Annotated in this window: 23 protein-coding genes and 3 tRNA genes; 18 read left to right on the plus strand and 8 right to left on the minus strand. The window is 52.3% G+C overall.

The features are described 5' to 3' along the window. The first annotated feature begins 201 nt into the window (after positions 1–201). Together fliE and yedD are read left to right on the plus strand one after the other, a co-directional pair. Positions 202–516: a flagellar hook-basal body complex protein FliE gene (fliE, locus tag ACERY3_RS13170; protein WP_008500329.1), complete on the plus strand. Its 315-nt coding sequence runs from the start codon at positions 202–204 to the stop codon at positions 514–516. 74 nt (positions 517–590) lie between these two features. Beyond that, positions 591–1,004, plus strand: coding sequence for a lipoprotein YedD (yedD, locus tag ACERY3_RS13175; protein ID WP_196366589.1), 414 nt, complete (start codon positions 591–593; stop codon positions 1,002–1,004). Between the two features lie 105 nt (positions 1,005–1,109). Here yedD and amyA read toward each other — a convergent pair whose 3' ends face one another. Genes amyA through fliD form a run of 4 tightly spaced genes read right to left on the minus strand, consistent with a single transcriptional unit; the run spans position 1,110 to position 4,879 of the window. After that, positions 1,110–2,597, minus strand: a complete 1,488-nt coding sequence (gene amyA / locus ACERY3_RS13180) for an alpha-amylase (protein WP_039263834.1) — start codon at positions 2,595–2,597, stop codon at positions 1,110–1,112. A 51-nt stretch (positions 2,598–2,648) separates the two neighbouring features. Next, on the minus strand, positions 2,649–3,023 hold the full coding sequence (fliT, locus tag ACERY3_RS13185; RefSeq protein ID WP_023312297.1) for a flagella biosynthesis regulatory protein FliT: 375 nt from the start codon (positions 3,021–3,023) through the stop codon (positions 2,649–2,651). A 5-nt stretch (positions 3,024–3,028) separates the two neighbouring features. Then, on the minus strand, positions 3,029–3,433 hold the full coding sequence (fliS, locus tag ACERY3_RS13190; protein WP_023312296.1) for a flagellar export chaperone FliS: 405 nt from the start codon (positions 3,431–3,433) through the stop codon (positions 3,029–3,031). A gap of 21 nt (positions 3,434–3,454) precedes the next feature. Continuing rightward, positions 3,455–4,879 carry a flagellar filament capping protein FliD gene (fliD, locus tag ACERY3_RS13195; protein WP_262770458.1) on the minus strand — a complete coding sequence of 475 codons (1,425 nt, stop codon included), beginning with the start codon at positions 4,877–4,879 and terminating at the stop codon, positions 3,455–3,457. Between the two features lie 401 nt (positions 4,880–5,280). On the opposite strand from fliD, the gene ACERY3_RS13200 reads away from it, so the two are divergent. The 9 genes from ACERY3_RS13200 to sdiA all read left to right on the plus strand — a co-directional run bounded on the left by ACERY3_RS13200 (position 5,281) and on the right by sdiA (position 13,191). Next, on the plus strand, positions 5,281–6,105 hold the full coding sequence (locus tag ACERY3_RS13200) for a flagellin (RefSeq protein ID WP_058841426.1): 825 nt from the start codon (positions 5,281–5,283) through the stop codon (positions 6,103–6,105). Between the two features lie 62 nt (positions 6,106–6,167). Then, positions 6,168–7,373, plus strand: coding sequence for a flagellin lysine-N-methylase (gene fliB / locus ACERY3_RS13205; RefSeq protein ID WP_373225832.1), 1,206 nt, complete (start codon positions 6,168–6,170; stop codon positions 7,371–7,373). 129 nt (positions 7,374–7,502) lie between these two features. Continuing rightward, positions 7,503–8,222: an RNA polymerase sigma factor FliA gene (locus ACERY3_RS13210; RefSeq protein WP_039263779.1), complete on the plus strand. Its 720-nt coding sequence runs from the start codon at positions 7,503–7,505 to the stop codon at positions 8,220–8,222. 54 nt (positions 8,223–8,276) lie between these two features. Continuing rightward, positions 8,277–8,828 carry a flagella biosynthesis regulatory protein FliZ gene (fliZ, locus tag ACERY3_RS13215; RefSeq protein WP_236903278.1) on the plus strand — a complete coding sequence of 184 codons (552 nt, stop codon included), beginning with the start codon at positions 8,277–8,279 and terminating at the stop codon, positions 8,826–8,828. 86 nt (positions 8,829–8,914) lie between these two features. Further along, positions 8,915–9,715, plus strand: coding sequence for a cystine ABC transporter substrate-binding protein (tcyJ, locus tag ACERY3_RS13220; protein WP_023336163.1), 801 nt, complete (start codon positions 8,915–8,917; stop codon positions 9,713–9,715). Positions 9,716–9,821: 106 nt separating this feature from the next. Further along, positions 9,822–10,808 (plus strand): D-cysteine desulfhydrase, encoded by a 987-nt coding sequence (dcyD, locus tag ACERY3_RS13225; protein ID WP_112778414.1) that lies wholly within the window; start codon positions 9,822–9,824, stop codon positions 10,806–10,808. A gap of 21 nt (positions 10,809–10,829) precedes the next feature. After that, positions 10,830–11,498 (plus strand): cystine ABC transporter permease, encoded by a 669-nt coding sequence (gene tcyL, locus ACERY3_RS13230; protein ID WP_014884380.1) that lies wholly within the window; start codon positions 10,830–10,832, stop codon positions 11,496–11,498. Next, positions 11,495–12,247, plus strand: a complete 753-nt coding sequence (gene tcyN, locus ACERY3_RS13235) for an L-cystine ABC transporter ATP-binding protein TcyN (protein ID WP_182383772.1) — start codon at positions 11,495–11,497, stop codon at positions 12,245–12,247. The genes tcyL and tcyN overlap by 4 nt, the downstream gene beginning before the upstream one ends. A gap of 221 nt (positions 12,248–12,468) precedes the next feature. Then, positions 12,469–13,191 (plus strand): transcriptional regulator SdiA, encoded by a 723-nt coding sequence (gene sdiA / locus ACERY3_RS13240; RefSeq protein ID WP_373225833.1) that lies wholly within the window; start codon positions 12,469–12,471, stop codon positions 13,189–13,191. Between the two features lie 66 nt (positions 13,192–13,257). Here sdiA and ACERY3_RS13245 read toward each other — a convergent pair whose 3' ends face one another. Then, on the minus strand, positions 13,258–13,482 hold the full coding sequence (locus ACERY3_RS13245) for a DUF2594 family protein (protein WP_008500345.1): 225 nt from the start codon (positions 13,480–13,482) through the stop codon (positions 13,258–13,260). Between the two features lie 466 nt (positions 13,483–13,948). Between ACERY3_RS13245 and uvrY the strand changes: the two genes are divergently transcribed. The 7 genes from uvrY (at position 13,949) to ACERY3_RS13280 (ending at position 18,383) form a co-directional block, all read left to right on the plus strand. Next, positions 13,949–14,605 carry a UvrY/SirA/GacA family response regulator transcription factor gene (gene uvrY, locus ACERY3_RS13250; protein ID WP_013096026.1) on the plus strand — a complete coding sequence of 219 codons (657 nt, stop codon included), beginning with the start codon at positions 13,949–13,951 and terminating at the stop codon, positions 14,603–14,605. Next, positions 14,602–16,434 (plus strand): excinuclease ABC subunit UvrC, encoded by a 1,833-nt coding sequence (uvrC, locus tag ACERY3_RS13255; RefSeq protein ID WP_262770459.1) that lies wholly within the window; start codon positions 14,602–14,604, stop codon positions 16,432–16,434. Before uvrY ends, uvrC begins: the two co-directional genes overlap by 4 nt. A 56-nt stretch (positions 16,435–16,490) precedes the next feature. Further along, positions 16,491–17,039 (plus strand): CDP-diacylglycerol--glycerol-3-phosphate 3-phosphatidyltransferase, encoded by a 549-nt coding sequence (pgsA, locus tag ACERY3_RS13260; protein ID WP_028019572.1) that lies wholly within the window; start codon positions 16,491–16,493, stop codon positions 17,037–17,039. Positions 17,040–17,191: 152 nt separating this feature from the next. Continuing rightward, a tRNA-Gly gene (locus tag ACERY3_RS13265) sits at positions 17,192–17,267 on the plus strand. A 46-nt stretch (positions 17,268–17,313) separates the two neighbouring features. After that, positions 17,314–17,387, plus strand: a tRNA-Cys gene (locus ACERY3_RS13270). A 12-nt stretch (positions 17,388–17,399) separates the two neighbouring features. After that, positions 17,400–17,486: transfer RNA gene (locus ACERY3_RS13275), tRNA-Leu, on the plus strand. A 549-nt stretch (positions 17,487–18,035) separates the two neighbouring features. Further along, entirely contained in the window at positions 18,036–18,383 is a 348-nt protein-coding gene (locus ACERY3_RS13280; protein WP_126327672.1) for a hypothetical protein, read from the plus strand. Between the two features lie 173 nt (positions 18,384–18,556). Here the strand turns inward: ACERY3_RS13280 and ACERY3_RS13285 are convergent, their stop codons facing one another. From ACERY3_RS13285 to livM, 3 genes are read right to left on the minus strand one after another with little or no spacing between them, the layout of a single operon-like run. Beyond that, a complete protein-coding gene (locus tag ACERY3_RS13285) occupies positions 18,557–19,273 on the minus strand; it encodes an ABC transporter ATP-binding protein (RefSeq protein WP_094935629.1) in 717 nt (238 codons plus the stop codon). Beyond that, positions 19,270–20,145: an ATP-binding cassette domain-containing protein gene (locus tag ACERY3_RS13290; protein WP_039263773.1), complete on the minus strand. Its 876-nt coding sequence runs from the start codon at positions 20,143–20,145 to the stop codon at positions 19,270–19,272. The genes ACERY3_RS13285 and ACERY3_RS13290 overlap by 4 nt, the downstream gene beginning before the upstream one ends. After that, the gene (gene livM, locus ACERY3_RS13295; protein WP_069303023.1) at positions 20,142–21,416 is read right to left on the minus strand and encodes a high-affinity branched-chain amino acid ABC transporter permease LivM; all 1,275 of its coding nucleotides are present in this window, start codon (positions 21,414–21,416) and stop codon (positions 20,142–20,144) included. The genes ACERY3_RS13290 and livM overlap by 4 nt, the downstream gene beginning before the upstream one ends. Positions 21,417–21,424: the final 8 nt, after the last annotated feature.

Genomic DNA, 21,424 nt, shown 5'->3' on the forward strand with positions numbered 1-21,424 from the left:
ACGTTATTCGTGTAGAGAAACAAAACTGACTCCCGGGTCGGCAAACACGACAAAAGTTCCATATTGATGGCCCTGCCATTATTTGATGATTCGTGATTTTCTATGCGTCAAATAACCTGGTTTTTTCATGCTATTTACCGCCATTATCTTATTGACAAGCTGTTAGTCTTGACCGCGTAAAAAACCATCCAGGGGAGAGTCATGGCTATACAGGGCATTGAAGGGGTAATCAGTCAGTTGCAGGCAACGGCGATGACGGCCCGTAATCAGAATGTGGCAGATCAGCAGCCGAGCATCAGCTTCGCGGGGCAACTGCATGCCGCTCTTGACCGTATCAGTGATACCCAGACCGCCGCGCGCACTCAGGCAGAGAAGTTCACCCTCGGTGAGCCGGGCGTGGCGCTGAATGATGTGATGACCGATTTGCAAAAAGCCTCGGTTTCCCTGCAGATGGGGATCCAGGTGCGTAACAAGCTGGTGTCTGCGTATCAGGAAGTGATGGGGATGCAGGTTTAAGACCTGTCGATCTTCGCTGGCAGCCGCAGCGCTTTAATGCCACAATATTTTTTTCTTCGAATGCAGGAAAGATGATGAAAAAAATAGCAATTGCTGGCGTGCTGCTGGCACTGACCGGGTGCGTTCAGGTCGATAATTATAACGACGTGATCAAGCATCCTGTCCCGGCGCATCTGGCGGGATACTGGCAGTCGAAAGGGCCGCAGAGCAACATGGTCAGCCCGAAGGCGATTGCCACGCTGGTGGTGACGGAAGAGGGCGATACGCTGGACTGCCGTCAGTGGCAGCGCGTGATTGCCGTGCCGGGTAAAATCATGCTGCGTTCAGACAGTTATTACAACGTGACGCGTAAGCTGGATATCTATCCGCTGGAGCGCGATGGCTCGACGCTTGAGTATGACGGGCTGGAGCTGCAGAAGGTCGACCGCCCAACGGTTGAGTGTGCCGATTACCTGAGCAAGAATCCGCTCGAGAGTAAGCTGCCCTGAGGGTAAACGCAAAACGGCAACCACCTCGTTGCCGTTTTTGGTGTTTGCGCCCTCTCCCTGTGGGAGAGGGACGGGGTGAGGGCATCAGGCCCCACGTTTCCCGTTCTACAGCGCATCCTCTATCACCCAAACGCTGACGCTCCCCCCATTACAGGTAAACGTCCCTTCGCCATCCGCCGCCGTGGTGATGGTTTCTTCGCGATTGCCGAGAAAATCCCGCCACGTTTTGTTGCCGTAGTTTTCCCCCAGGCAAATCACTTTTTCACCATCATCCCCGTTCGACATCACCACCACGCAGCCGGGATCGTCTTCCGTACCGCTGCGGCTGAAGGCGATGCAATTTGGATGGTCGAAAAACAGCGTTTGCACGCCGTGGGCAAAACGCTGGCGCGCGAGGATCAGCTCGTGAAGCTGCTCAATGACTGGCATATCAATATGGTACGTTTCACCGTCTCCTCCCGCGTCGTCATAGCTTGCGCCGAAGAGATCCGGATAAAAGACGCTCGGCACGCCATTTTCCCGCAGCAGGATCAGCGCGTACGCCAGCGGTTTAAACCAGGCTTCGACCGGTGCTTCAAGCGCCTGCAAAGGCTGGGTGTCATGGTTCGCGACGAGGGTGACCGCATGAAACGGATCGGCTTCTACCAGGGTGCCGGTGAAGATTTGGCTCATGTCGTAATCCCGGCCCTGACGTGACGCCTCGTGGAATTTCATCTGCAGAGGGGCATCAAACAGCATGGTTTTGCCTTCGACCTGGTCAATATAGGCCTGAAGTTTATCCACCTCATGGGACCAGTATTCCGCCACGATAAACAGCGGCTGGTCGGCGACTTCCTGGACGTGCTCAATCCACTCTTTGTAAAACCAGGCGGGAATATGCTTGACGGCGTCCAGACGAAAACCGTCGCAGCGCGTCTGTTCCATGACCCAGCGGGCCCAGTATTTGATCTCCTCGGTCACGGCGTGATTGCGAAAGTCGATATTTTCGCCCATCAGATAATCGAAGTTACCCATCTCATCATCAACCTGATCGTTCCAGCCTTCGCCGGTGTAGTCGTTGACGATTTTAAAGATGCCGTCTTCATCGGGGTTTTCAATATGGTCGACGCCGCTGAAGCATTTGTAGTCCCAGATAAACTGTGAGTACTGCCCGGCCCGGGCAGGGAAGGTGTAGCGAGTCCATGCTTCGCATTCAATGACCTCGTCATCGATTTGCGTGCGGTCCTGTTCGTTCACGCGCTGAACGCGCACGGGTTCTTTTTCATCGGCGCCCATTTTGTGGTTGACCACCACGTCCAGCAGCACGGCAATGTCGTTGCTTTTGAGGGCATCAATGGCCTCCAGCAGCTGCGCCTTGTCACCGTATTTCGTGGCGATACTGCCTTTCTGGTCAAACTCGCCAAGATCGAACAGGTCATAGGTGTCGTAGCCGACAGAATACCCGCCGGATGCCCCTTTACAGGCGGGCGGCAGCCAGATCATGTTGATGCCGATTTCGTTAAGATTGGGAGCTAACGCCGTGACCTCTCGCCACAATTCACCGCCAGCAGGGTAGTACCAGTGAAAACATTGTAACAGGGTGGGGTTTTTCATCATCCTTGCTCCAGAAGCCATTGGCAGACTTCTGGAGTATGGATGAAGAAATCATAGTTGTGTGTCGCGGGTAAAACTTTCTGGATAAAGAATATTCCCTGACAGCTTTCCATAGGTAGACGTGATGGATTGCTGTTTACCGGTTTGATCAATCAGATTGCGCAGTTCGTCCATCCGGACTTTCAGCAGTGCCTTTAGCGCATTCTCATTTTCAAGGATCATTTCCAGCAGCGCACGCGCTTGCTCAACCTGAGCCGGAGGGCATGACATGATGGGTGTCTGCGAAATTTTTTCCACCAGTTGAACGTAATGCATTTCCTGCTCGATAAGCGCATCCCATTGACCAGAATGTGCGAGATTTAGCATAGCAATGCTCTGAGCATGTAACGCCTGCCAGTGGCTAAGCGCTGCGCTGGGATTATTCATCAAAATTATCCTGAAATAGAGGACGCATTGGGGCCGATTTGCTTCCACGCATCCGCAATGTTGTTTAATAAACCCTCGACTTCAACAATTGCGTCTACGTCGTTACTGACATTCGCCAGCAACAAACGTCGAACCATATATTCGTACAAGGAGGCAAGATTACCGGACAATTCGCTCTCAACCTCCATGTTCAGTCCTGCTTTCAAACCGTTGTCGATGATGTTGATGGCCTTGGATAAGGCTTCGCCTTTCTCACGAATTTGTCCGGCTTCCATGAACAAACGCGCGCGAACAAGGGCGCTATGCGCCCCGTCGAACAACATGACAATCAGCTGGTGTGGACTGGCATTCATGACTGCGCTTTCTACTCCTATCTGCTGATAGGATTGAACACCAGAGGTCTTATACATATCCACTCCTGAAGGCTACGACTATTTTTGTGAGAACTGTTGGGTCAGGTAGTTGGCTGTACTGGTCATTTTGGTGACTAATACGTCCAGACTGGTGAACTGGGTTTTGTAACGCGCCATGGTGGCTTCAATTTGAGCATCCATGGCATCGTAACGTTCGCCCAGCGTTTTCAGCGTTTTGTTGATCCCGTCTTTCGCGTTCTGGATCACCCCGGCGCTGCCGGTACTGGTGCTGAGCATGGTGGTCAGCGTGTTGTTCATCTGGGTCGCCATACCGGTTTTCTTTCCGTCACCGACAAAATACTGCTGTACGGCGTTCGGGTTGTCGGTCAGCGCTTTTTTCAGCTTATCGGTGTCGACTTTCAGGTTACCGACGGTACCGTCCGAGCCTTTCACCGGATCCTGGGTGATCCCCAACTGGGCCATGATCTGAATGGAGCCGGCCTGCACTTCGGTCAGCAGGCCGCGCAGCTGGGACTGAACCCCGCGCACGTTCGCATCACCGACCAGCGCACCGTTGCTGGTAGACTGGCTGCCGGCGCCTGCATCAACCGGAACATACTTCGTCAGGCTGTTAATGGTGGACTGCAGCGAGTTATACGCCGTGACCCAGTCGGTGATCGCCTTCTGGTTCGCATCCGTTGCGCGAGTCACCTCCAATGTTTCATCTGCCTTGCTTTCTGCTTTCAGCGAGAAAGTCACGCCAGGCAGGGCATCGGTAATGGTATTCGTCTGGCGCTCAATCGAAATGCTGTTCACTACCACAATTGCGTTTTGAGCTCCGGTGTTCACCGTCAGCGCGCCCGTTTTGGTGGTTGAATCATAACCAATGGCGCTTTGCAGCTTGGCGTCGCCGGTAACGTTGATGGTCATCGCACCATCCGTACCGGTGGTTTTAGATGACAGCATCAGGCGGTAATCACCGTCTTTCGCTTTAATGACGCTGGCGGTGACGTTGCCGTTCGCTTTATTAATGGCGCTCGCAATCCCGGCCAGAGACGTATCGCCATCCGCCAGGGTGACCTCTAAAGGCGTTTTCGTGCCCGGCTGGGTGATGGTGATTTTTCGCGTCGTACCTGTCGTATCGCCCAGCAAATCCGTGTTGTTTGCATAGGAGCCGGTAGTCAGTGCCTGTGCTTTTGCAACCTGGTTGACGTTGACAACAAAGGAACCCACGGACGCGTCTGCCGTTGTCGTGGCGGTAAAGGCCGTGTTGGTGCTGCTAACGGACGTTGAGTTCCAGGTAGTTGCTTTACCCAGCGCAGCGGTCGCAGTCTGCAGCGATGTCATGGCGCTCTGCAGTTTGCCGTAAGCGCTTAACTGTGCGTTATACGTTGATTGCTGGGAAGTAATCGTCGTCAGCTTGGTTCTTTCTGCTGCATCCAACTGATTATATAAATCCCCGAGTCCTGCAGAACCTATCCCGAGGTTACTGATAGTAGCCATGCATATTTTCCTTAAAATACGAAAGTAGTTCAGGACTCTTATCGGCCTCTCAACGTAAAAGTTTACGATGGTGAGAAAAAAATAATCCAAAGAATAGGCACGTCCTGGCGGGGTAAATGAAAGGATTGCACTTTAGGGTCATTATCCGTGCATTGAAAACACGAATAAGTGTGTGCCTTTTTTGTCATCTCTTTGCGCGTTAAAAAAGCATAAATAATAACGCTCTGATGGACCTTAATTGATTTTTTAAAAATAAAATGTTTAAAAATCAATGTTTTGCAATTTTTTCAAAATTGATTCTAAAGTCTTTTGGGGACCCGTCGATAACCTTGTTGACGGTGAGAGACGCTGTGAGTGTTAGGCACCGGACCTAAAACCCAATTTTTGAAGGAAACAAAATTATGGCAGTTATCAATACTAACCTGATGTCCCTGACCACTCAGAACAACCTGAACAAATCTCAGTCTTCTCTGGGTACTGCTATCGAGCGTCTGTCTTCAGGTCTGCGTATTAACAGCGCGAAAGACGATGCTGCTGGCCAGGCGATTGCAAACCGCATGACCGCTCAGATCAAAGGGATGACCCAGGCTGCACGTAACGCCAACGACGGTATCTCCATGGCGCAGACTGCTGAAGGTTCCCTGAACGAAATCAACAGCAACTTGCAGCGTGTCCGTGAACTGGCTGTTCAGGCAAGCAACGGCACCAACAGCGCATCTGACCTGTCATCCCTGCAGGATGAAGTTAAAGCGCGTCTGGCTGAAATCAACCGCGTTGCAGGCAAAACTGACTTCAACGGCATCAAACTGCTGGACGGCACTGCTGGTACTGCTGGTAAAGTTAAAATTCAGGTTGGCGTAAACGACGGCGACACCATCGATCTGGACCTGAGCGGTGCTAAAGCTGACACCACTACTCTGGGCGTGAACGCTATCGACCTGACAGCAATGACCGCTACTGACCTGGACACCATCGACAAAGCTATTGCTAAAGTTGATACCGCTCGTTCCGGTCTGGGTGCTGTGCAGAACCGCTTCACTTCTGCAATCAACAACCTGAACAACACCTCTAACAACCTGTCTGCTGCTCAGTCCCGTATCCAGGACGCTGACTACGCAACTGAAGTTTCCAACATGTCCCGCGCGCAGATCCTGCAGCAGGCTGGTACTTCTGTTCTGTCTCAGGCAAACCAGGTTCCACAGACCGTTCTGTCTCTGCTGCGTTAATTTTACGCGTGAAACCCCGCTTCGGCGGGGTTTTTTTATCTCTGCTATTTGAGAATCCGCCTGTGAAACAAATCAGTGTCACTCAACCAAAGCTGGTCGCAGATTTTTCATGTGTCGGTGGGGAATGCCGTGAACATTGTTGTCAGGGCTGGACCATCGCGTTTGATAAATCCTCCGTTAATCGCTATCTGAACAGTAAAAATGCCGCTATTCGTCAGACGGCGAAAACGGCGATAAAAGTCACCAAAAAAAACTATGACCACTGGGGTGAAGTGATTTTCCATACGGAAAGTAAAAACTGCCCGTTTATGGATACGGAAAAACTCTGTTCTGTTCATAGCACCATGGGCATCCAGGCCTTAAGCCCAACCTGTACGTCGTTCCCGCGGACAAACCGGGTCTATAAAAATGAAATCGAAAAATCGCTGAACCTCTCGTGTCCGGAAGTGACCCGACTTCTGTTGAACGATCGGGAGTCTATGTCGTTGATGGAATCTGTCATTGTTCAGCAGGACGTCAATAATGCGCCGATGATTGATTTGAAGGCAAAGGTCATCAATCTCTTCTGCCAGAATATTTTCAGCGTTGAGGGCGTCAGCGTTGAAGAACAGGTTTACGCCGTGGTGAAATTCCTCATGGTGGCTGAAAAGCTCGATAATCTCGAAGAGAATATCGGCACGCTCGAAACGGTCTATTTCTCGCTGGTTAACGAACTGGTGAGCGGTAAAATCAAAACGGAATTAGGCGGATTTAATCAGAACTACAGACTGAAATTCGCATTAATTTCGCTCATCCAGAGTTTCTTTACGAAGAAAACAGCCAGCCGCGGCGGCGCCGTGTTGAATCGTTATTTTTCTCAGCTTTATCAACAATTTGAGTCTGCGGGTGACACCGTGCCGGCAGAGAAAGTCATGGAGAACATCGAGTCCGTCTGGCGCGATGTGGCGGGCAGTTACCTGGCGACCAATGACCATTTGTTTAAGAACTTTTTTAAATACAAACTCTGGGAGCAGGGCTTCCCGCAGAACAATGGCCGCAGCATGTTGAATAACCTTTATTTAATCGTTGCGGAGTTCTATTTCCTTAAAACGTTACTTGCCGGTCAGGCGATCGTGGCGGGGAAAATTGAACAAGATAATATTATTGATGTTATTTACAGCTTCCACTCCCTTAGCCAGCATAATCAGGAAGCGGGAAAGCTCTTTCATCAACATATAGATAGCGTCAAACTGGGCGACGATCTTTCATTGTTACAACTGTTAATTTAGCCAGAAAAGTTGCCCCTGTTGTGGGCAACCTCAGAATAACCTCACTTTATCCCCCTTTTTCATCCAATTGAACGCCCTGCAGAATCGGATAATCATGCCGATAACTCAACTAACGCAGGGCTGTTTATCGTGAATTCACTCTATACCGCTGAAGGTGTAATGGATAAACACTCGCTGTGGCAGCGTTATGTCCCGCTGGTGCGTCACGAAGCATTGCGCCTCCAGGTGCGCTTGCCGGCGAGCGTGGAACTCGACGATCTGCTACAGGCGGGCGGTATCGGGTTATTGAATGCAGTTGACCGATACGACGCTCTGCAAGGAACGGCATTTACGACTTACGCAGTTCAGCGTATTCGTGGTGCGATGCTGGACGAGCTGCGCAGCCGCGACTGGGTGCCGCGCAGTGTTCGCCGCAACGCGCGCGAAGTGGCGCATGCGATGGGGCAGCTGGAACAGGAACTGGGACGTAACGCAACGGAAACCGAAGTGGCGGAACGTCTTGGCATTGCTGTTGAAGAGTATCGTCAGATGTTGCTCGATACCAATAATAGCCAACTCTTCTCTTATGACGAGTGGCGCGAAGAGCATGGCGATAGCATCGAGCTGGTGACGGACGAGCACCAGCATGAAAACCCGTTACACCATTTAATGGAAGGGAATTTACGCCAGCGCGTCATGGAGGCTATTGAAGCTCTGCCTGAACGCGAACAGCTGGTATTGACCCTTTATTACCAGGAAGAGCTTAACCTCAAAGAGATTGGCGCTGTTCTGGAGGTGGGAGAGTCGCGGGTGAGCCAGCTGCACAGCCAGGCCATTAAACGCTTACGAACCAAGCTGGGTAAGTTATAGGTGATTGATTCACCTTAAAAATGCCGCACAACGTATTGACAACCAGGAGTTATCATGACGGTGCAGCAATCTAAAAGACGGCCTTTAAGCCGCTACCTGAAAGACTTTAAACACAGCCAGACGCATTGCGCCCACTGTAACAAGTTACTCGATCGTATCACGCTGGTTCGCCGGGGCGAAATCGTCAATAAGATTGCGATTTCGCGTCTCGACACGTTGATGGACGAAGCAGCATGGCTCGAAGAGCAAAAAGAGTGGGTGGCGCTTTGCCGTTTCTGTGGGGATCTCCACTGCAAAGAGCAAAGCGACTTCTTCGATATTATCGGCTTCAAGCAGTTCCTGTTTGAACAAACGGAGATGAGCCACGGCACCGTTCGCGAATATGTCGTTCGCCTGCGCCGCCTTGGGCAACATCTGACCGTAAACAATATTTCTCGCGATCTGCTGAAAACCGGTTATCTGGATGAAAATCTGGAGCCGTGGCTGCCTGCGACCAGCACCAACAACTACCGAATTGCGCTGCGCAAGTATGCGCAATACAAGGTACAAATGCCGGGTGCCCTAAAGCAGAAAGCCCACGCCGGAACAACTTCTGATATATATTAAAAAAGAATAAGATGTAGCGCAGTCGCCTTTGACGTTGCAGGCGATTTCTCTACACTACGTAAAAATTCCACTATATCGGGGTATTTATGAAATTTGCACTTCTGGGTCGTCAGGCGCTGATGGGTGTTATGGCCGTTGCGCTGGTTGCGGGTATGAGCGTGAAAACGTTCGCCGCAGAAAACCTGCTGAATAAAGTAAAAGAGCGCGGTACGCTGCTGGTCGGGCTGGAAGGAACCTATCCTCCGTTCAGCTTCCAGGGCGATGACGGTAAGCTGACCGGTTTTGAAGTGGAGTTTGCTGAAGAGCTGGCGAAGCACCTCGGCGTTAAAGCGTCACTGAAACCGACCAAATGGGACGGTATGCTGGCGTCGCTGGACTCCAAACGTATTGATGTGGTGATTAATCAGGTGACCATTTCTGACGAGCGTAAGAAGAAATATGACTTCTCTACGCCGTACACCGTGTCCGGTATTCAGGCGCTGGTGAAGAAAGGCAACGAAGGCGGAATTAAAACTGCCGCGGACCTGAAAGGGAAGAAAGTCGGTGTCGGTCTGGGTACCAACTACGAAGAGTGGCTGCGCCAGAACGTGCAGGGCGTGGATATCCGCACCTATGATGATGACCCGACGAAATACCAGGATCTGCGCGTGGGCCGTATCGACGCCATTCTGGTTGACCGCCTGGCAGCGCTGGATCTGGTGAAGAAAACCAACAATACCCTGGCGGTAGCGGGTGATGCGTTCTCTCGTCAGGAATCAGGCGTTGCCGTTCGTAAAGGTAACGAAGACCTGGTCAAAGCGATTGATTCCGCGATTGCTGACATGCAAAAAGACGGCAGCCTGAAGGCGCTCTCCGAGAAGTGGTTCGGTGCAGACGTCACCAAATAAGTCTTTGACGTAAAAAAAGGCGCTTTTAAAAGCGCCTTTTTTATTTCTTTCGCGTCTGCGTGCATAATGAAAAATATCACATTTTGTCAGAGTTACCGGAGAACCCATGTCACTACAGAATTTAACGCGCTTTCCCCGCCTGGAGTTCATCGGCGCGCCGACGCCGCTGGAGTACCTGCCGCGATTTTCTGATTATTTAGGGCGCGATATTTTTATCAAGCGTGACGACGTGACGCCGATGGCGATGGGGGGCAATAAGCTGCGCAAGCTGGAGTTTCTGGCGGCTGATGCACTGCGCGAAGGCGCGGATACGCTCATTACTGCCGGTGCTATCCAGTCCAACCACGTTCGTCAGACGGCGGCAGTGGCGGCAAAGCTCGGGCTCCACTGCGTGGCATTGCTGGAAAACCCGATTGGCACGCGGGCAGAAAACTATCTGACCAACGGTAACCGCCTGCTGCTGGATCTGTTTAACGTGCAGGTCGAAATGGTGGAGGCGTTGACCGACCCGACCGCCCAGCTCGACGAGCTGGCGACGCGTCTGGAAGCGCAGGGGTTCCGCCCCTACGTTGTCCCCGTCGGCGGTTCGAACGCGCTGGGCGCGCTGGGGTATGTGGAGAGTGCGCTGGAAATCGCGCAGCAGTGCGAAGGCGCGGTAAGCCTCTCCTCCGTGGTTGTTGCGTCCGGCAGTGCGGGCACGCATGCCGGGCTGGCGGTGGGGCTGGAACAATTGCTGCCGGACGTCGAGCTGATTGGCGTGACGGTGTCCCGCAGCGTCGCGGATCAGAAGCCGAAAGTGGTCACTTTACAACAGGCGGTAGCCGCGCAGCTGGAGCTGAAGGCAAAGGCCGATATTCTGCTCTGGGACGACTATTTTGCGCCGGGTTACGGCACGCCTAACGAAGAGGGCATGGAAGCGGTGAAGCTGCTGGCGCGCCTCGAGGGGATACTGCTCGATCCGGTCTATACCGGCAAAGCGATGGCCGGACTGATTGACGGCATTGCGCAGAAACGCTTTAAGGATGAAGGGCCGATTTTATTTGTCCATACCGGCGGGGCGCCTGCGCTGTTTGCCTACCATCCTCACGTCTAAAAATCAGGTCGAAAAATAATAATGCAAGAAAGTATTCAACTGGTTATTGATTCTCTGCCGTATCTGCTAAAAGGTGCGGTATTTACGTTACAGCTCAGTATCGGCGGGATGTTCTTCGGGCTGGTGCTGGGATTTGTGCTGGCATTAATGCGCATGTCACCCATCCTGCCGGTACGCTGGCTGGCGCGCTTTTATATCTCCGTATTTCGCGGCACGCCGCTTATCGCCCAGCTCTTTATGATCTACTACGGCTTGCCGCAGTTTGGTATCGAGCTGGATCCGATCCCCGCAGCGATGATTGGTCTGTCGCTCAATACCGCGGCGTACACGTCAGAAACCCTGCGAGCGGCGATCTCCTCCATTGACAAAGGGCAGTGGGAGGCGGCGGCCAGTATCGGGATGACGCCATGGCAGACGCTGCGTCGGGCCATTCTGCCGCAGGCTGCGCGCGTGGCGCTTCCACCGCTCAGCAACAGCTTCATTAGCCTGGTGAAAGATACGTCCCTGGCGGCAACGATTCAGGTACCGGAACTGTTCCGTCAGGCGCAGCTCATTACTTCGCGCACGCTTGAAGTCTTTACCATGTATCTGGCCGCCTCGCTGATTTACTGGGTGATGGCGACGGTGCTGTCTGCTCTGCAAAACTACTTCGAAAACCAGCTTAACCGCCAGGAGCGTGATCCAAAATGAGTGCTATCGACGTCAAAAACCTGGTGAAAAAATTCCACGGTCAAACGGTGCTCCACGGAATCGATCTTGAAGTAGAGCAGGGTGAAGTGGTGGCGATTATCGGACCAAGCGGTTCGGGAAAAACGACGCTGCTGCGCAGTATTAACCTGCTTGAACAGCCGGAAGGCGGCACTATTCGGGTAGGGGAGATAACAATTGATACTGGGAAATCCATTAGCCAGCAGAAAGGGTTAATTCGCCGCCTGCGCCAGCATGTCGGCTTCGTTTTCCAGAGCTTTAATCTCTTCCCGCACCGTACGGTGCTGGAGAACATTATTGAAGGACCGGTCATTGTAAAAGGTGAATCGAAAGAGGACGCGACGGCGCGCGCGCGCGAACTGCTCGCTAAAGTCGGGCTGGCCGGGAAAGAGACCAGCTATCCGCGACGTCTGTCTGGCGGGCAACAGCAGCGCGTGGCGATAGCGCGAGCGCTGGCTATGCGCCCTGACGTGATCCTTTTTGATGAACCGACCTCTGCGCTCGATCCGGAACTGGTGGGTGAGGTGCTGAACACCATTCGCCAGCTGGCGCAGGAAAAACGGACGATGGTGATCGTGACGCATGAAATGAGCTTTGCACGCGATGTGGCTGACAGAGCCATCTTCATGGATCAGGGGCGGATTGTGGAGCAGGGGCCGGCGAAAAGACTGTTCGCTAATCCTCAGCAGCCGCGAACCCGTCAGTTCCTTGAAAAATTCCTGATGCAGTAGCATTTTTGCACTAATTTGCTCCAGAAATTTAGGCTGGAGCAAATTATTCTCCCTTCGGGGGCAGTCGTTTGTTTTTTTATTCCATCCGGCCCGGATAAACCTTATCAATAGTAAAGTTAATTGTGCTAATGCCGATATTTTGTAGTTAGAAAAAAGTTTTATGTGTTAGGTTATATTCACCATAATAATGATTATCTTTTCAGAGGCTTCATTTAGTAAGTATGAAGGATTCAGACTTTTTCACCTGGCGACGGGATTGCTCCCTCCGGTTTCAGGAATTGGCGAATACCGATGAGGTATATCGAGAGCTAGAGCGGCAAACTCAGGCGCTGGAATTCGATTATTACGCGCTCTGTGTGCGACATCCCGTGCCCTTTACGCGCCCTAAAATCTCTTTGCAGACCACTTATCCAAAGCCGTGGATGGCGCAATATCAATCCGCGAACTATTTCGCTATCGATCCTGTTTTAAAAGCGGAAAATTTCATCCAGGGTCATTTGCCCTGGACAGACGCATTATTTGCCGAGGCGCAGGAATTATGGCATAGCGCCCAGGACCACGGTTTACGCGCGGGAATAACGCAGTGCCTGATGCTGCCTAATCATGCGCTTGGCTTCCTGTCTGTTTCTCGTACTAGTGTACAGGAAGGGCCGTTTGCCCGTGAGGAAATAGAACTGCGGCTGCAAATGCTGGTGCAAATGGCCTTAACTTCTCTGATGCGTTTTGAAGATGGGATGGTTATGCCACCCGAAATGAAATTCAGCAAACGCGAGCGCGAAATTCTGAAATGGACTGCGGAAGGGAAGACGTCAGCGGAAATAGCGATCATTCTCTCTATCTCTGAGAATACCGTTAACTTCCATCAGAAAAATATGCAGAAGAAATTCAACGCGCCCAACAAAACCCAGATTGCGTGCTACGCGGCGGCAACGGGACTGATCTGACAGGATAATACGTTCTGCGTGACAGACGAACAAACGGCTGAATGCACTGCATCCAGCCGTTTTTTGTTACTGGCGGTAGGCTTGTTTGATTTGCTTAACGGTGTTAGCAAATACCGCAGATTCAGCCTGGTCTTCCATCTCCGCGATTTGTTTTTCCATTTTAATGATCACACGACCGGCATCCGCCTGGCCCATCGCCTGCAGCATCAGCGTCAGCAGTGCTTTCAGGCAGTTTACTTCCTGTGCCAGTTCCTGGTTATTCTCCGCAGTGGCAAATTCAGGTGTGCTCATTTATTTTCCTCATTATTTAACGGCGCTAAAGCGCGACGACGAAAGTCAAGGCGGCGGAGTATACCACAAGCTGCAGCAAAAAATGCAGCGGTTGTTTTTCGTACTTTTACGTGGATGTTTAATTGCGTAAACAGAACGCACCGGTAAACTAAACCGCCGTGAAAGGCTATTAATTGTTTATGCCCGGTTCGCTTGCCGTTAATTATTGTTACAAAAATTTGAGAACTGTTTTTTTGCAGGAAAAGCCTGCAAATTTTTTGTAACTTTTTGAATACAGATGCTTAAAAAAAGCTGCAAAAGCGCGGAATGCATGGTCTCTCTTTCCACGGACTGTACAGCCTAATTTCCAAAAACGAGAGCAAAATCGAATAGCCGGTTTTTTAACGTTTTAATCTTGCGAGGAAAACCGTTAATATAAACCAAATTATCACTCAGTAGCGTTATCCCTATTCTGGAGACATTTCCTTTGATCAACGTCCTTCTTGTTGATGACCACGAACTGGTGCGCGCAGGGATACGACGCATTCTTGAAGATATTAAAGGTATTAAGGTTGCCGGTGAGGCGTGCTGCGGCGAAGATGCGGTAAAATGGTGCCGCACAAACTCGGCCGATGTGGTACTGATGGATATGAACATGCCCGGTATCGGTGGTCTTGAAGCAACACGCAAAATCGCGCGTACCTTTGTTGATACAAAAGTCATCATGCTGACCGTGCATACCGAAAACCCACTGCCCGCGAAAGTGATGCAGGCGGGTGCAGCGGGCTACCTGAGTAAAGGTGCTGCGCCGCAGGAAGTCGTCAATGCAATCCGTTCCGTGTTTGCCGGACAGCGCTACATTGCTTCCGACATTGCTCAGCAGATGGCGCTGAGTCAGATTGAGCCCGAAAAAACCGAATCACCGTTTGCCAGTTTGTCCGAGCGTGAATTGCAGATTATGCTGATGATCACCAAAGGTCAGAAGGTGAATGAGATCTCGGAGCAGCTGAATCTCAGCCCGAAAACGGTGAACAGCTATCGTTACCGGATGTTCAGTAAACTGAACATTCATGGCGACGTTGAACTGACGCACCTGGCCATCCGGCACGGTTTGTGTAATGCGGAGACGTTGTTAAGTCAGTGAGTGATGTGTTCGATTCAAAAGCATTTCTGAAAACCGTAACCAGCCAGCCTGGCGTCTATCGCATGTATGACGCTGGCGGTACGGTTATCTACGTGGGGAAGGCAAAAGATCTTAAAAAACGCCTCTCCAGCTATTTTCGCAGTAACCTGGCCTCCCGTAAGACCGAAGCGCTGGTCTCACTCATTCAGAATATTGATGTCACCGTCACGCACACCGAGACAGAAGCGCTGCTGCTTGAGCACAACTATATTAAGCTCTACCAGCCGCGCTATAACGTCCTGTTGCGTGATGATAAATCCTATCCGTTTATTTTTCTGAGCGGCGACACTCATCCGCGCCTCGCCATGCACCGCGGTGCAAAACACGTTAAGGGAGAATACTTCGGGCCGTTCCCTAACGGCTATGCCGTGCGTGAAACGCTGGCGCTGCTGCAAAAAATCTTCCCTATCCGCCAGTGTGAAAACAGCGTTTACCGTAACCGCTCGCGCCCGTGCCTGCAGTACCAGATTGGACGCTGCCTGGGGCCTTGCGTGGAAGGGCTGGTAAGTGAAGAAGAGTATGCCCAGCAGGTGGATTATGTGCGCCTGTTCTTAGCCGGAAAAGACGATCAGGTCTTAACGCAGCTGATCGCGCGGATGGAAAAAGCCAGCGCCGCACTCGAGTTCGAAGAGGCCGCGCGTATCCGCGACCAAATCCAGGCGGTGCGCAGAGTCACTGAGAAACAGTTTGTCTCGAATACCGGTGACGATCTCGACGTCATCGGCGTAGCCTTTGACGCCGGGATGGCATGCGTGCACGTGCTGTTTATTCGCCAGGGCAAAGTGCTCGGCAGCCGCAGCTATTTCCCGAAAGTGCCCGGCGGTACTGAACTGGGTGAAGTGGTGGAAACCTTTGTCGGCCAGTTCTACCTGCAGGGGAGCCAGATGCGCACGCTGCCTTCTGAGATCCTGCTCGATTTTAATCTTGACGATAAAACCCTGCTGGCCGATTCGCTCTCTGAACTGGCGGGCCGTCGGGTGAATGTACAAACCAAACCGCGCGGCGATCGCGCGCGTTATCTGAAGCTGGCGCGAACCAACGCGGCGACGGCACTCACCACGAAGCTGTCGCAGCAGTCGACGGTGAACCAGCGCTTAACGGCCCTGGCGACGCTGCTGAAGCTTCCGGAAGTGAAACGGATGGAGTGTTTCGACATCAGTCACACAATGGGAGAACAGACGGTGGCCTCCTGCGTGGTGTTTGATGCGAATGGCCCACTGCGCGCCGAGTATCGCCGCTACAACATCACCGGGATCACGCCGGGCGATGACTATGCGGCCATGAATCAGGTGCTGCGTCGTCGCTATGGTAAAGCCATAGAGGAGAGCAAAATTCCGGATGTGATCCTGATTGATGGCGGGAAAGGGCAGCTCGGCCAGGCGAAAGCGGTATTTGAATCGCTTGATGTCAGCTGGGATAAAAACCATCCGCTGCTGCTGGGCGTCGCAAAAGGGGCCGATCGTAAGGCCGGTCTGGAGACATTGTTCTTCGAGCCGGAAGGCGAGGGCTTCAGCCTTCCGCCGGACTCCCCGGCGCTGCACGTCATCCAGCATATTCGCGATGAATCACACGATCATGCCATCAGCGGTCACCGCAAAAAACGGGCGAAGGTGAAAAACACCAGTAGCCTGGAAACGATCGAAGGCGTGGGGCCAAAACGTCGCCAGATGCTGCTGAAATATATGGGCGGATTGCAAGGATTACTCAACGCCAGCATGGAGGAAATTGCAAAAGTGCCGGGTATTTCGCAAGGGCTGGCAGAAAAGATCTACTACTCGTTGAAACATTGAGGGCTCTGTAGCAACATAGAGCTAAATTTTACTGACAACAAACAGTTACCGTCATTATGCAATTTAATATCCCTACGTTGCTCACTCTCTTCCGTGTCGTACTCATCCCGTTCTTTGTACTGGCATTTTACCTGCCGGTCGTCTGGGCACCTTTCGCCTGCGCATTGATCTTCCTTATCGCAGCGGTCACCGACTGGTTTGATGGCTATCTGGCGCGCCGCTGGAATCAAAGCACCCGTTTCGGTGCCTTCCTCGATCCGGTGGCAGACAAAGTGATGGTCGCTATCGCCATGGTGCTGGTAGCCGAGCACTATCATACCTGGTGGGTAACGCTGCCTGCGGCCACTATGATCGGTCGCGAGATCATTATCTCTGCACTGCGCGAATGGATGGCGGAACTGGGGAAACGCAGCAGCGTGGCGGTCTCGTGGATTGGTAAAGTCAAAACGACGGCGCAGATGGCGGCGCTGGTCTGGATGCTCTGGCGTCCGAACGCCTGGGTTGAGTGGGCGGGAATTGGTCTGCTGTGGGTAGCGGCAGTGCTGACGCTGTGGTCCATGCTGCAATATTTGAACGCTGCGCGCGGGGATTTGCTTGATCAGTGATCGTTTCGCCGTAATTTTCAGCAAACGATCCGGGGATGCAAAAAATAACGTTGACTCATAACGTCATATCAGTAGAATGCAACGCATCGAACGGCGGCACAGCAAGCCGGACGATAATGAAATCAAGTGGTTAGAAGTTTACTTGATGACATGCGGGAATAGCTCAGTTGGTAGAGCACGACCTTGCCAAGGTCGGGGTCGCGAGTTCGAGTCTCGTTTCCCGCTCCAGATTAAAGACATGCGCAGTAGCGGGTGTCAGTTTGAAAAGTTTTACGGCGCGTTAGCAAAGCGGTTATGTAGCGGATTGCAAATCCGTCTAGTCCGGTTCGACTCCGGAACGCGCCTCCACTTTCTTCCCGAGCCCGGATGGTGGAATCGGTAGACACAAGGGATTTAAAATCCCTCGGCGTTCGCGCTGTGTGGGTTCAAGTCCCACTCCGGGTACCATGGGAAACAAAGAATAATCAAAGCAATAAGCAGTGTCGTGAAACCACCGAAAGGTGGTTTTTTTGTGCCTGTAATTTCTGTTCACTTTTTTCGTCAGCTTGACTCGCCACAGGAAAAGGACAATCCTGTCCCGTACACTCTACATCAACCATTTTTCCTTTTTTATTAAATAGATAGTCATGTTTAAAGACTGTTGTGTTTTAGTCGAGTATCTTCAAGTTTCGAATGAAACACGGTTCGCATAAATTGATGCAAATCAAACTGATTTAAGTTAATGCATTTCTAATATTAATTAATTCGCGCAAAAAAATAATAGTGATGTATCTTAGCCGTAGCGAGAAGACGTTTAATTTGATAATTGCTGGTGGCGATTCGCTATATTGTCGGATCAAACCGTCAGTCTTATGTTCACGGGGTTAAGTCCTGGCAAGGAATGTCTTTACCAGAAACACACCTATCTCAGTTAACAAAATGTATATTTTACAATAACAAGAAGCCGTATCCCTGTCGGGAAAGACTCTAGATTTTAAAAGAATTGGATAATTAAAAATGAAAAAAATAATGATAGCTGCTTTTTTATCAGTAGTGATGACGGGATGTGCTAATAATCCTAACGCCTCTGACTATGAATTATGTCAGGCTATGAGCGGTGACACGTTCACCAGCGGGTCGGAAGCGGCTCAAATGATGCAAGCCAGAATACAGGCGGGCACTTCTACGGTCAGTGCGGCAGATTGTGCGGCTATTGCACAAAGTACGGCAGCAGGATGGCAACAAAAGGCGGCTAACCTGAATGCAGCTAGCGCTGCATATAATCAAAGTATTCAACCTAAACCTACCCTGGAAACTAATTGTAATCCGACTATAAACGGCGGTTTTACCTGTACGCAGCAATAATGAGTCCTTATAGCTTAACTTTGTGATAAAACGCGTTATTCACAATCCTCATCGTTCGCGCTATATGGGTGCAAGTCCCATCCGGGTTCCATGATAAACAAAGAATAATCAAAGCAATAAGCAGTGTCGTGAAACCACCGAAAGGTGGTTTTTTTGTGCCTGATATCAGCCAGTCAAACCCCGCCCAAATACGCCTTCCTCACCTCCTGATTTCCCAGCAGCTCCTCGCCGCTGCCGCTCAGCCGGATCTGCCCGTTAACCATCACATACCCGCGGTCGGAAAGCTTCAGCGCGTGATGCGCATTCTGCTCCACCAGAAAGATAGTCATGCCGTTGCGGGCCAGCTCGCGCAGCGTCTGGAAGATCTGTTTCACCACAATCGGCGCCAGACCGAGGCTCGGTTCATCCAGCAGCAGCAGCTTCGGACGGCTCATCAGCGCCCGGGCGATCGCCAGCATCTGCTGTTCCCCGCCGGACATGGTCATCGCGCGCTGCTTGCGTCGCTCCTTGAGGCGCGGGAACAGGTCGAACATGGTTTGCATATCCTCAGCGGCAAACTGGCTGCCGATGGGGATGGTCCCCATCAGCAGGTTCTCTTCAACGGTCATATCCGGGAAGATTCGTCTGCCTTCCGGCGCCTGCGCAATGCCGCCGGACGCGACGTAGTGGGTGGATTTATGGCTGATATCTTCGCCGCCGAAAAGGATCTGTCCGCTGCGAATGCGGGGCTGACCGAAGATGGACATCAGCAATGTCGATTTACCCGCGCCGTTTGCGCCAATCAGCGCCACGGTTTCACCTTTATTGACTTCGAGGGAAACCTGTTTAAGCGCCTGAATGGCGCCATAAAACACATCCACCTCGCGAAATGCCAGCAGCGGTTCGCTCATAGGTTGACCTCGCTTTCATCCGTACCCAGGTAGGCGGCAATGACCTTTTCATCATGCTGGATCTGCTCGGGTTTTCCCCTGGCAATAACATCCCCGTGGTCGAGCACGATAATGTCGTCCGAAATCTCCATCACCATCCCCATATCATGCTCAATCAGTAATACCGTGATGTCATGATGATCCCGCAGAAAACGAATAATGCTGCTGAGCTTATGCGTTTCAACCGGGTTAAGCCCGGCGGCGGGTTCATCCAGACAGATCATTTCCGGGCCGGTGCACATTGCTCGCGCAATTTCCAGACGCCGCTGCTGGCCGTACGACATCTCTCCCGCCAGACGATTGGCGCACTCCACCAGATCCACCACTTCCAGCCAGTAGAAGGCCCTGTCCAGGGCGTCGCTTTCCGCCCGCCGGTATGCCGGCGTATTTAAGATCCCGGCGAGCAGATTGCGGTTAACGCGCATATGCTGCGCAACCAGCAGGTTTTCCACGACAGACATCTCGCGAAAAAGACGGATATTTTGAAACGTGCGGGCCAGCCCTGCGCGGTTGACCAGATGCGTTCCGCCAAACATTTTGTAGAACAGACGCTGCCCGAACTGCGCGGGGTTAATCCAGTCACCCGGCTGGAATTTTTGTCCGAGCACCTGAATAACGTTGGTTGTTTTATGGCGGGTATTAAATAAAATGTTGCCGCCGGAGGCCCTGTAGAAGCCCGTCAGACAGTTAAACACGGTTGTTTTCCCCGCCCCGTTTGGCCCAATAAGGGCGGTAATTGAGCCACGCTGTACGTCCAGGTTGACGTCGTTTAGCGCCTTAATTCCGCCGAAGTGCATCATCAGATGTTCAACGCGTAATATCGTTCCGTTCATGGTGCGACACCCTTACGCACGGCGAACCCGCTGCGGTTAATGCGGATCAAACCGCGCGGACGCCAGATCATCATCACCACCATGAGCATGCCAAACAGCAGGACGCGGTACTCGGCAAAACTGCGCAGCAGTTCCGGTGTTACGGTGAGCACAAAAGCGGCCAGCACTACGCCAAGCGTCGAGCCCATACCGCCCAGCACCACGATGGCGAGGATCAGTGCAGATTCAAAGAACGTGAAGGAGGTCGGGTTCACGAACCCCTGATAGGTGGCGAAGAACACCCCGGCAATCCCTGCGGTCGATGCGCCCAGCGTAAAGGCCGACAGCTTAACCAGAACATGATTTAACCCCATCGAGCGGCAGGCAATTTCGTCTTCACGCAGTGCTTCCCACGCCCGACCAATCGGCATCCGCGTCAGGCGGTGCTTGATGTAGAGCACCAGCATCACCACCAGGAACAGCACCGCGTAGATAAAAATAAACTTCATGTTCGGGTTATAGGTCAGGTGGAAAAACTCGTGGAAGGGCACGCCGCCTTCTTTCGCGCGTCGCCCAAATTCCAGACCGAAAAAGGTGGGGGGAGGGGCCGACACGCCGTTTGGTCCGCCGGTGAAGGTCAGCCAGTTGTTCAGTATCAGGCGAATGATCTCCCCGAACCCGAGTGTGACGATGGCCAGATAGTCACCGTGCATGCGCAGTACCGGGAAACCGAGCAGGGCGCCTGCGGCGGCGGCCATGATTGCCGCCAGCGGCAGCATGCTCCAGAAACCTAAGCCGAGATACTGGTATCCCAGCGCCAGACCGTACGCCCCAATTGCGTAGAACGCGACATATCCCAGATCCAGCAGGCCGGCCAGACCCACGACGATGTTCAGCCCCAGACCGAGAAGCACGTAGATCAGCCCGAGAATGGCGACGGTCAGCACATATTTCGTGGCGACAAACGGAAAGCAAATCGCAAGAGCAATTACCAGAGGAATAATCCAGCGCATGCGGCTTTTGTATTCCGGTGGCCGGACATATACGCCCGCGCTATCGGCTTCGAAGCGTGCCTGGAAACGGGCGCCCGCGGCGGTACCTAAAAAGGCGCTCAGCAGAAAACGCCCGAGCATGACGATGCCGACCATCCAGGCCAGCCGCTGCCCGGCGAAGTTAAAGCTGTAACCGTCCAGCACCACGCCCGCAATGGGGCCGAAAATAACCAGCGCAATCAGTCCGGAAAAAATCGCGTCCAGAATGCAGCGTTTAAGTGAAAAACCGTGTGATGTCATCATTCTCT

Origin of the sequence: Enterobacter cloacae complex sp. ESBL7 (assembly GCF_041679625.1) — a bacterium.
Classification (GTDB): domain Bacteria; phylum Pseudomonadota; class Gammaproteobacteria; order Enterobacterales; family Enterobacteriaceae; genus Enterobacter; species Enterobacter asburiae_B.

Bases quoted from the DNA above. Each gene is read 5' to 3' on its own strand.
- pgsA (WP_028019572.1), top strand. From the start codon at position 16,491: ATGCAATTTAATATCCCTACGTTGCTCACTCTCTTCCGTGTCGTACTC.
- amyA (WP_039263834.1), bottom strand. From the start codon at position 2,597: ATGAAAAACCCCACCCTGTTACAATGTTTTCACTGGTACTACCCTGCT.
- fliS (WP_023312296.1), bottom strand. From the start codon at position 3,433: ATGTATAAGACCTCTGGTGTTCAATCCTATCAGCAGATAGGAGTAGAA.
- dcyD (WP_112778414.1), top strand. From the start codon at position 9,822: ATGTCACTACAGAATTTAACGCGCTTTCCCCGCCTGGAGTTCATCGGC.
- ACERY3_RS13280 (WP_126327672.1), top strand. From the start codon at position 18,036: ATGAAAAAAATAATGATAGCTGCTTTTTTATCAGTAGTGATGACGGGA.
- sdiA (WP_373225833.1), top strand. From the start codon at position 12,469: ATGAAGGATTCAGACTTTTTCACCTGGCGACGGGATTGCTCCCTCCGG.
- fliZ (WP_236903278.1), top strand. From the start codon at position 8,277: ATGACGGTGCAGCAATCTAAAAGACGGCCTTTAAGCCGCTACCTGAAA.
- tcyL (WP_014884380.1), top strand. From the start codon at position 10,830: ATGCAAGAAAGTATTCAACTGGTTATTGATTCTCTGCCGTATCTGCTA.
- ACERY3_RS13285 (WP_094935629.1), bottom strand. From the start codon at position 19,273: ATGAGCGAACCGCTGCTGGCATTTCGCGAGGTGGATGTGTTTTATGGC.
- ACERY3_RS13245 (WP_008500345.1), bottom strand. From the start codon at position 13,482: ATGAGCACACCTGAATTTGCCACTGCGGAGAATAACCAGGAACTGGCA.
- ACERY3_RS13290 (WP_039263773.1), bottom strand. From the start codon at position 20,145: ATGAACGGAACGATATTACGCGTTGAACATCTGATGATGCACTTCGGC.
- fliT (WP_023312297.1), bottom strand. From the start codon at position 3,023: ATGAATAATCCCAGCGCAGCGCTTAGCCACTGGCAGGCGTTACATGCT.
- fliE (WP_008500329.1), top strand. From the start codon at position 202: ATGGCTATACAGGGCATTGAAGGGGTAATCAGTCAGTTGCAGGCAACG.
- ACERY3_RS13200 (WP_058841426.1), top strand. From the start codon at position 5,281: ATGGCAGTTATCAATACTAACCTGATGTCCCTGACCACTCAGAACAAC.
- yedD (WP_196366589.1), top strand. From the start codon at position 591: ATGAAAAAAATAGCAATTGCTGGCGTGCTGCTGGCACTGACCGGGTGC.
- fliD (WP_262770458.1), bottom strand. From the start codon at position 4,879: ATGGCTACTATCAGTAACCTCGGGATAGGTTCTGCAGGACTCGGGGAT.
- livM (WP_069303023.1), bottom strand. From the start codon at position 21,416: ATGACATCACACGGTTTTTCACTTAAACGCTGCATTCTGGACGCGATT.
- tcyJ (WP_023336163.1), top strand. From the start codon at position 8,915: ATGAAATTTGCACTTCTGGGTCGTCAGGCGCTGATGGGTGTTATGGCC.
- tcyN (WP_182383772.1), top strand. From the start codon at position 11,495: ATGAGTGCTATCGACGTCAAAAACCTGGTGAAAAAATTCCACGGTCAA.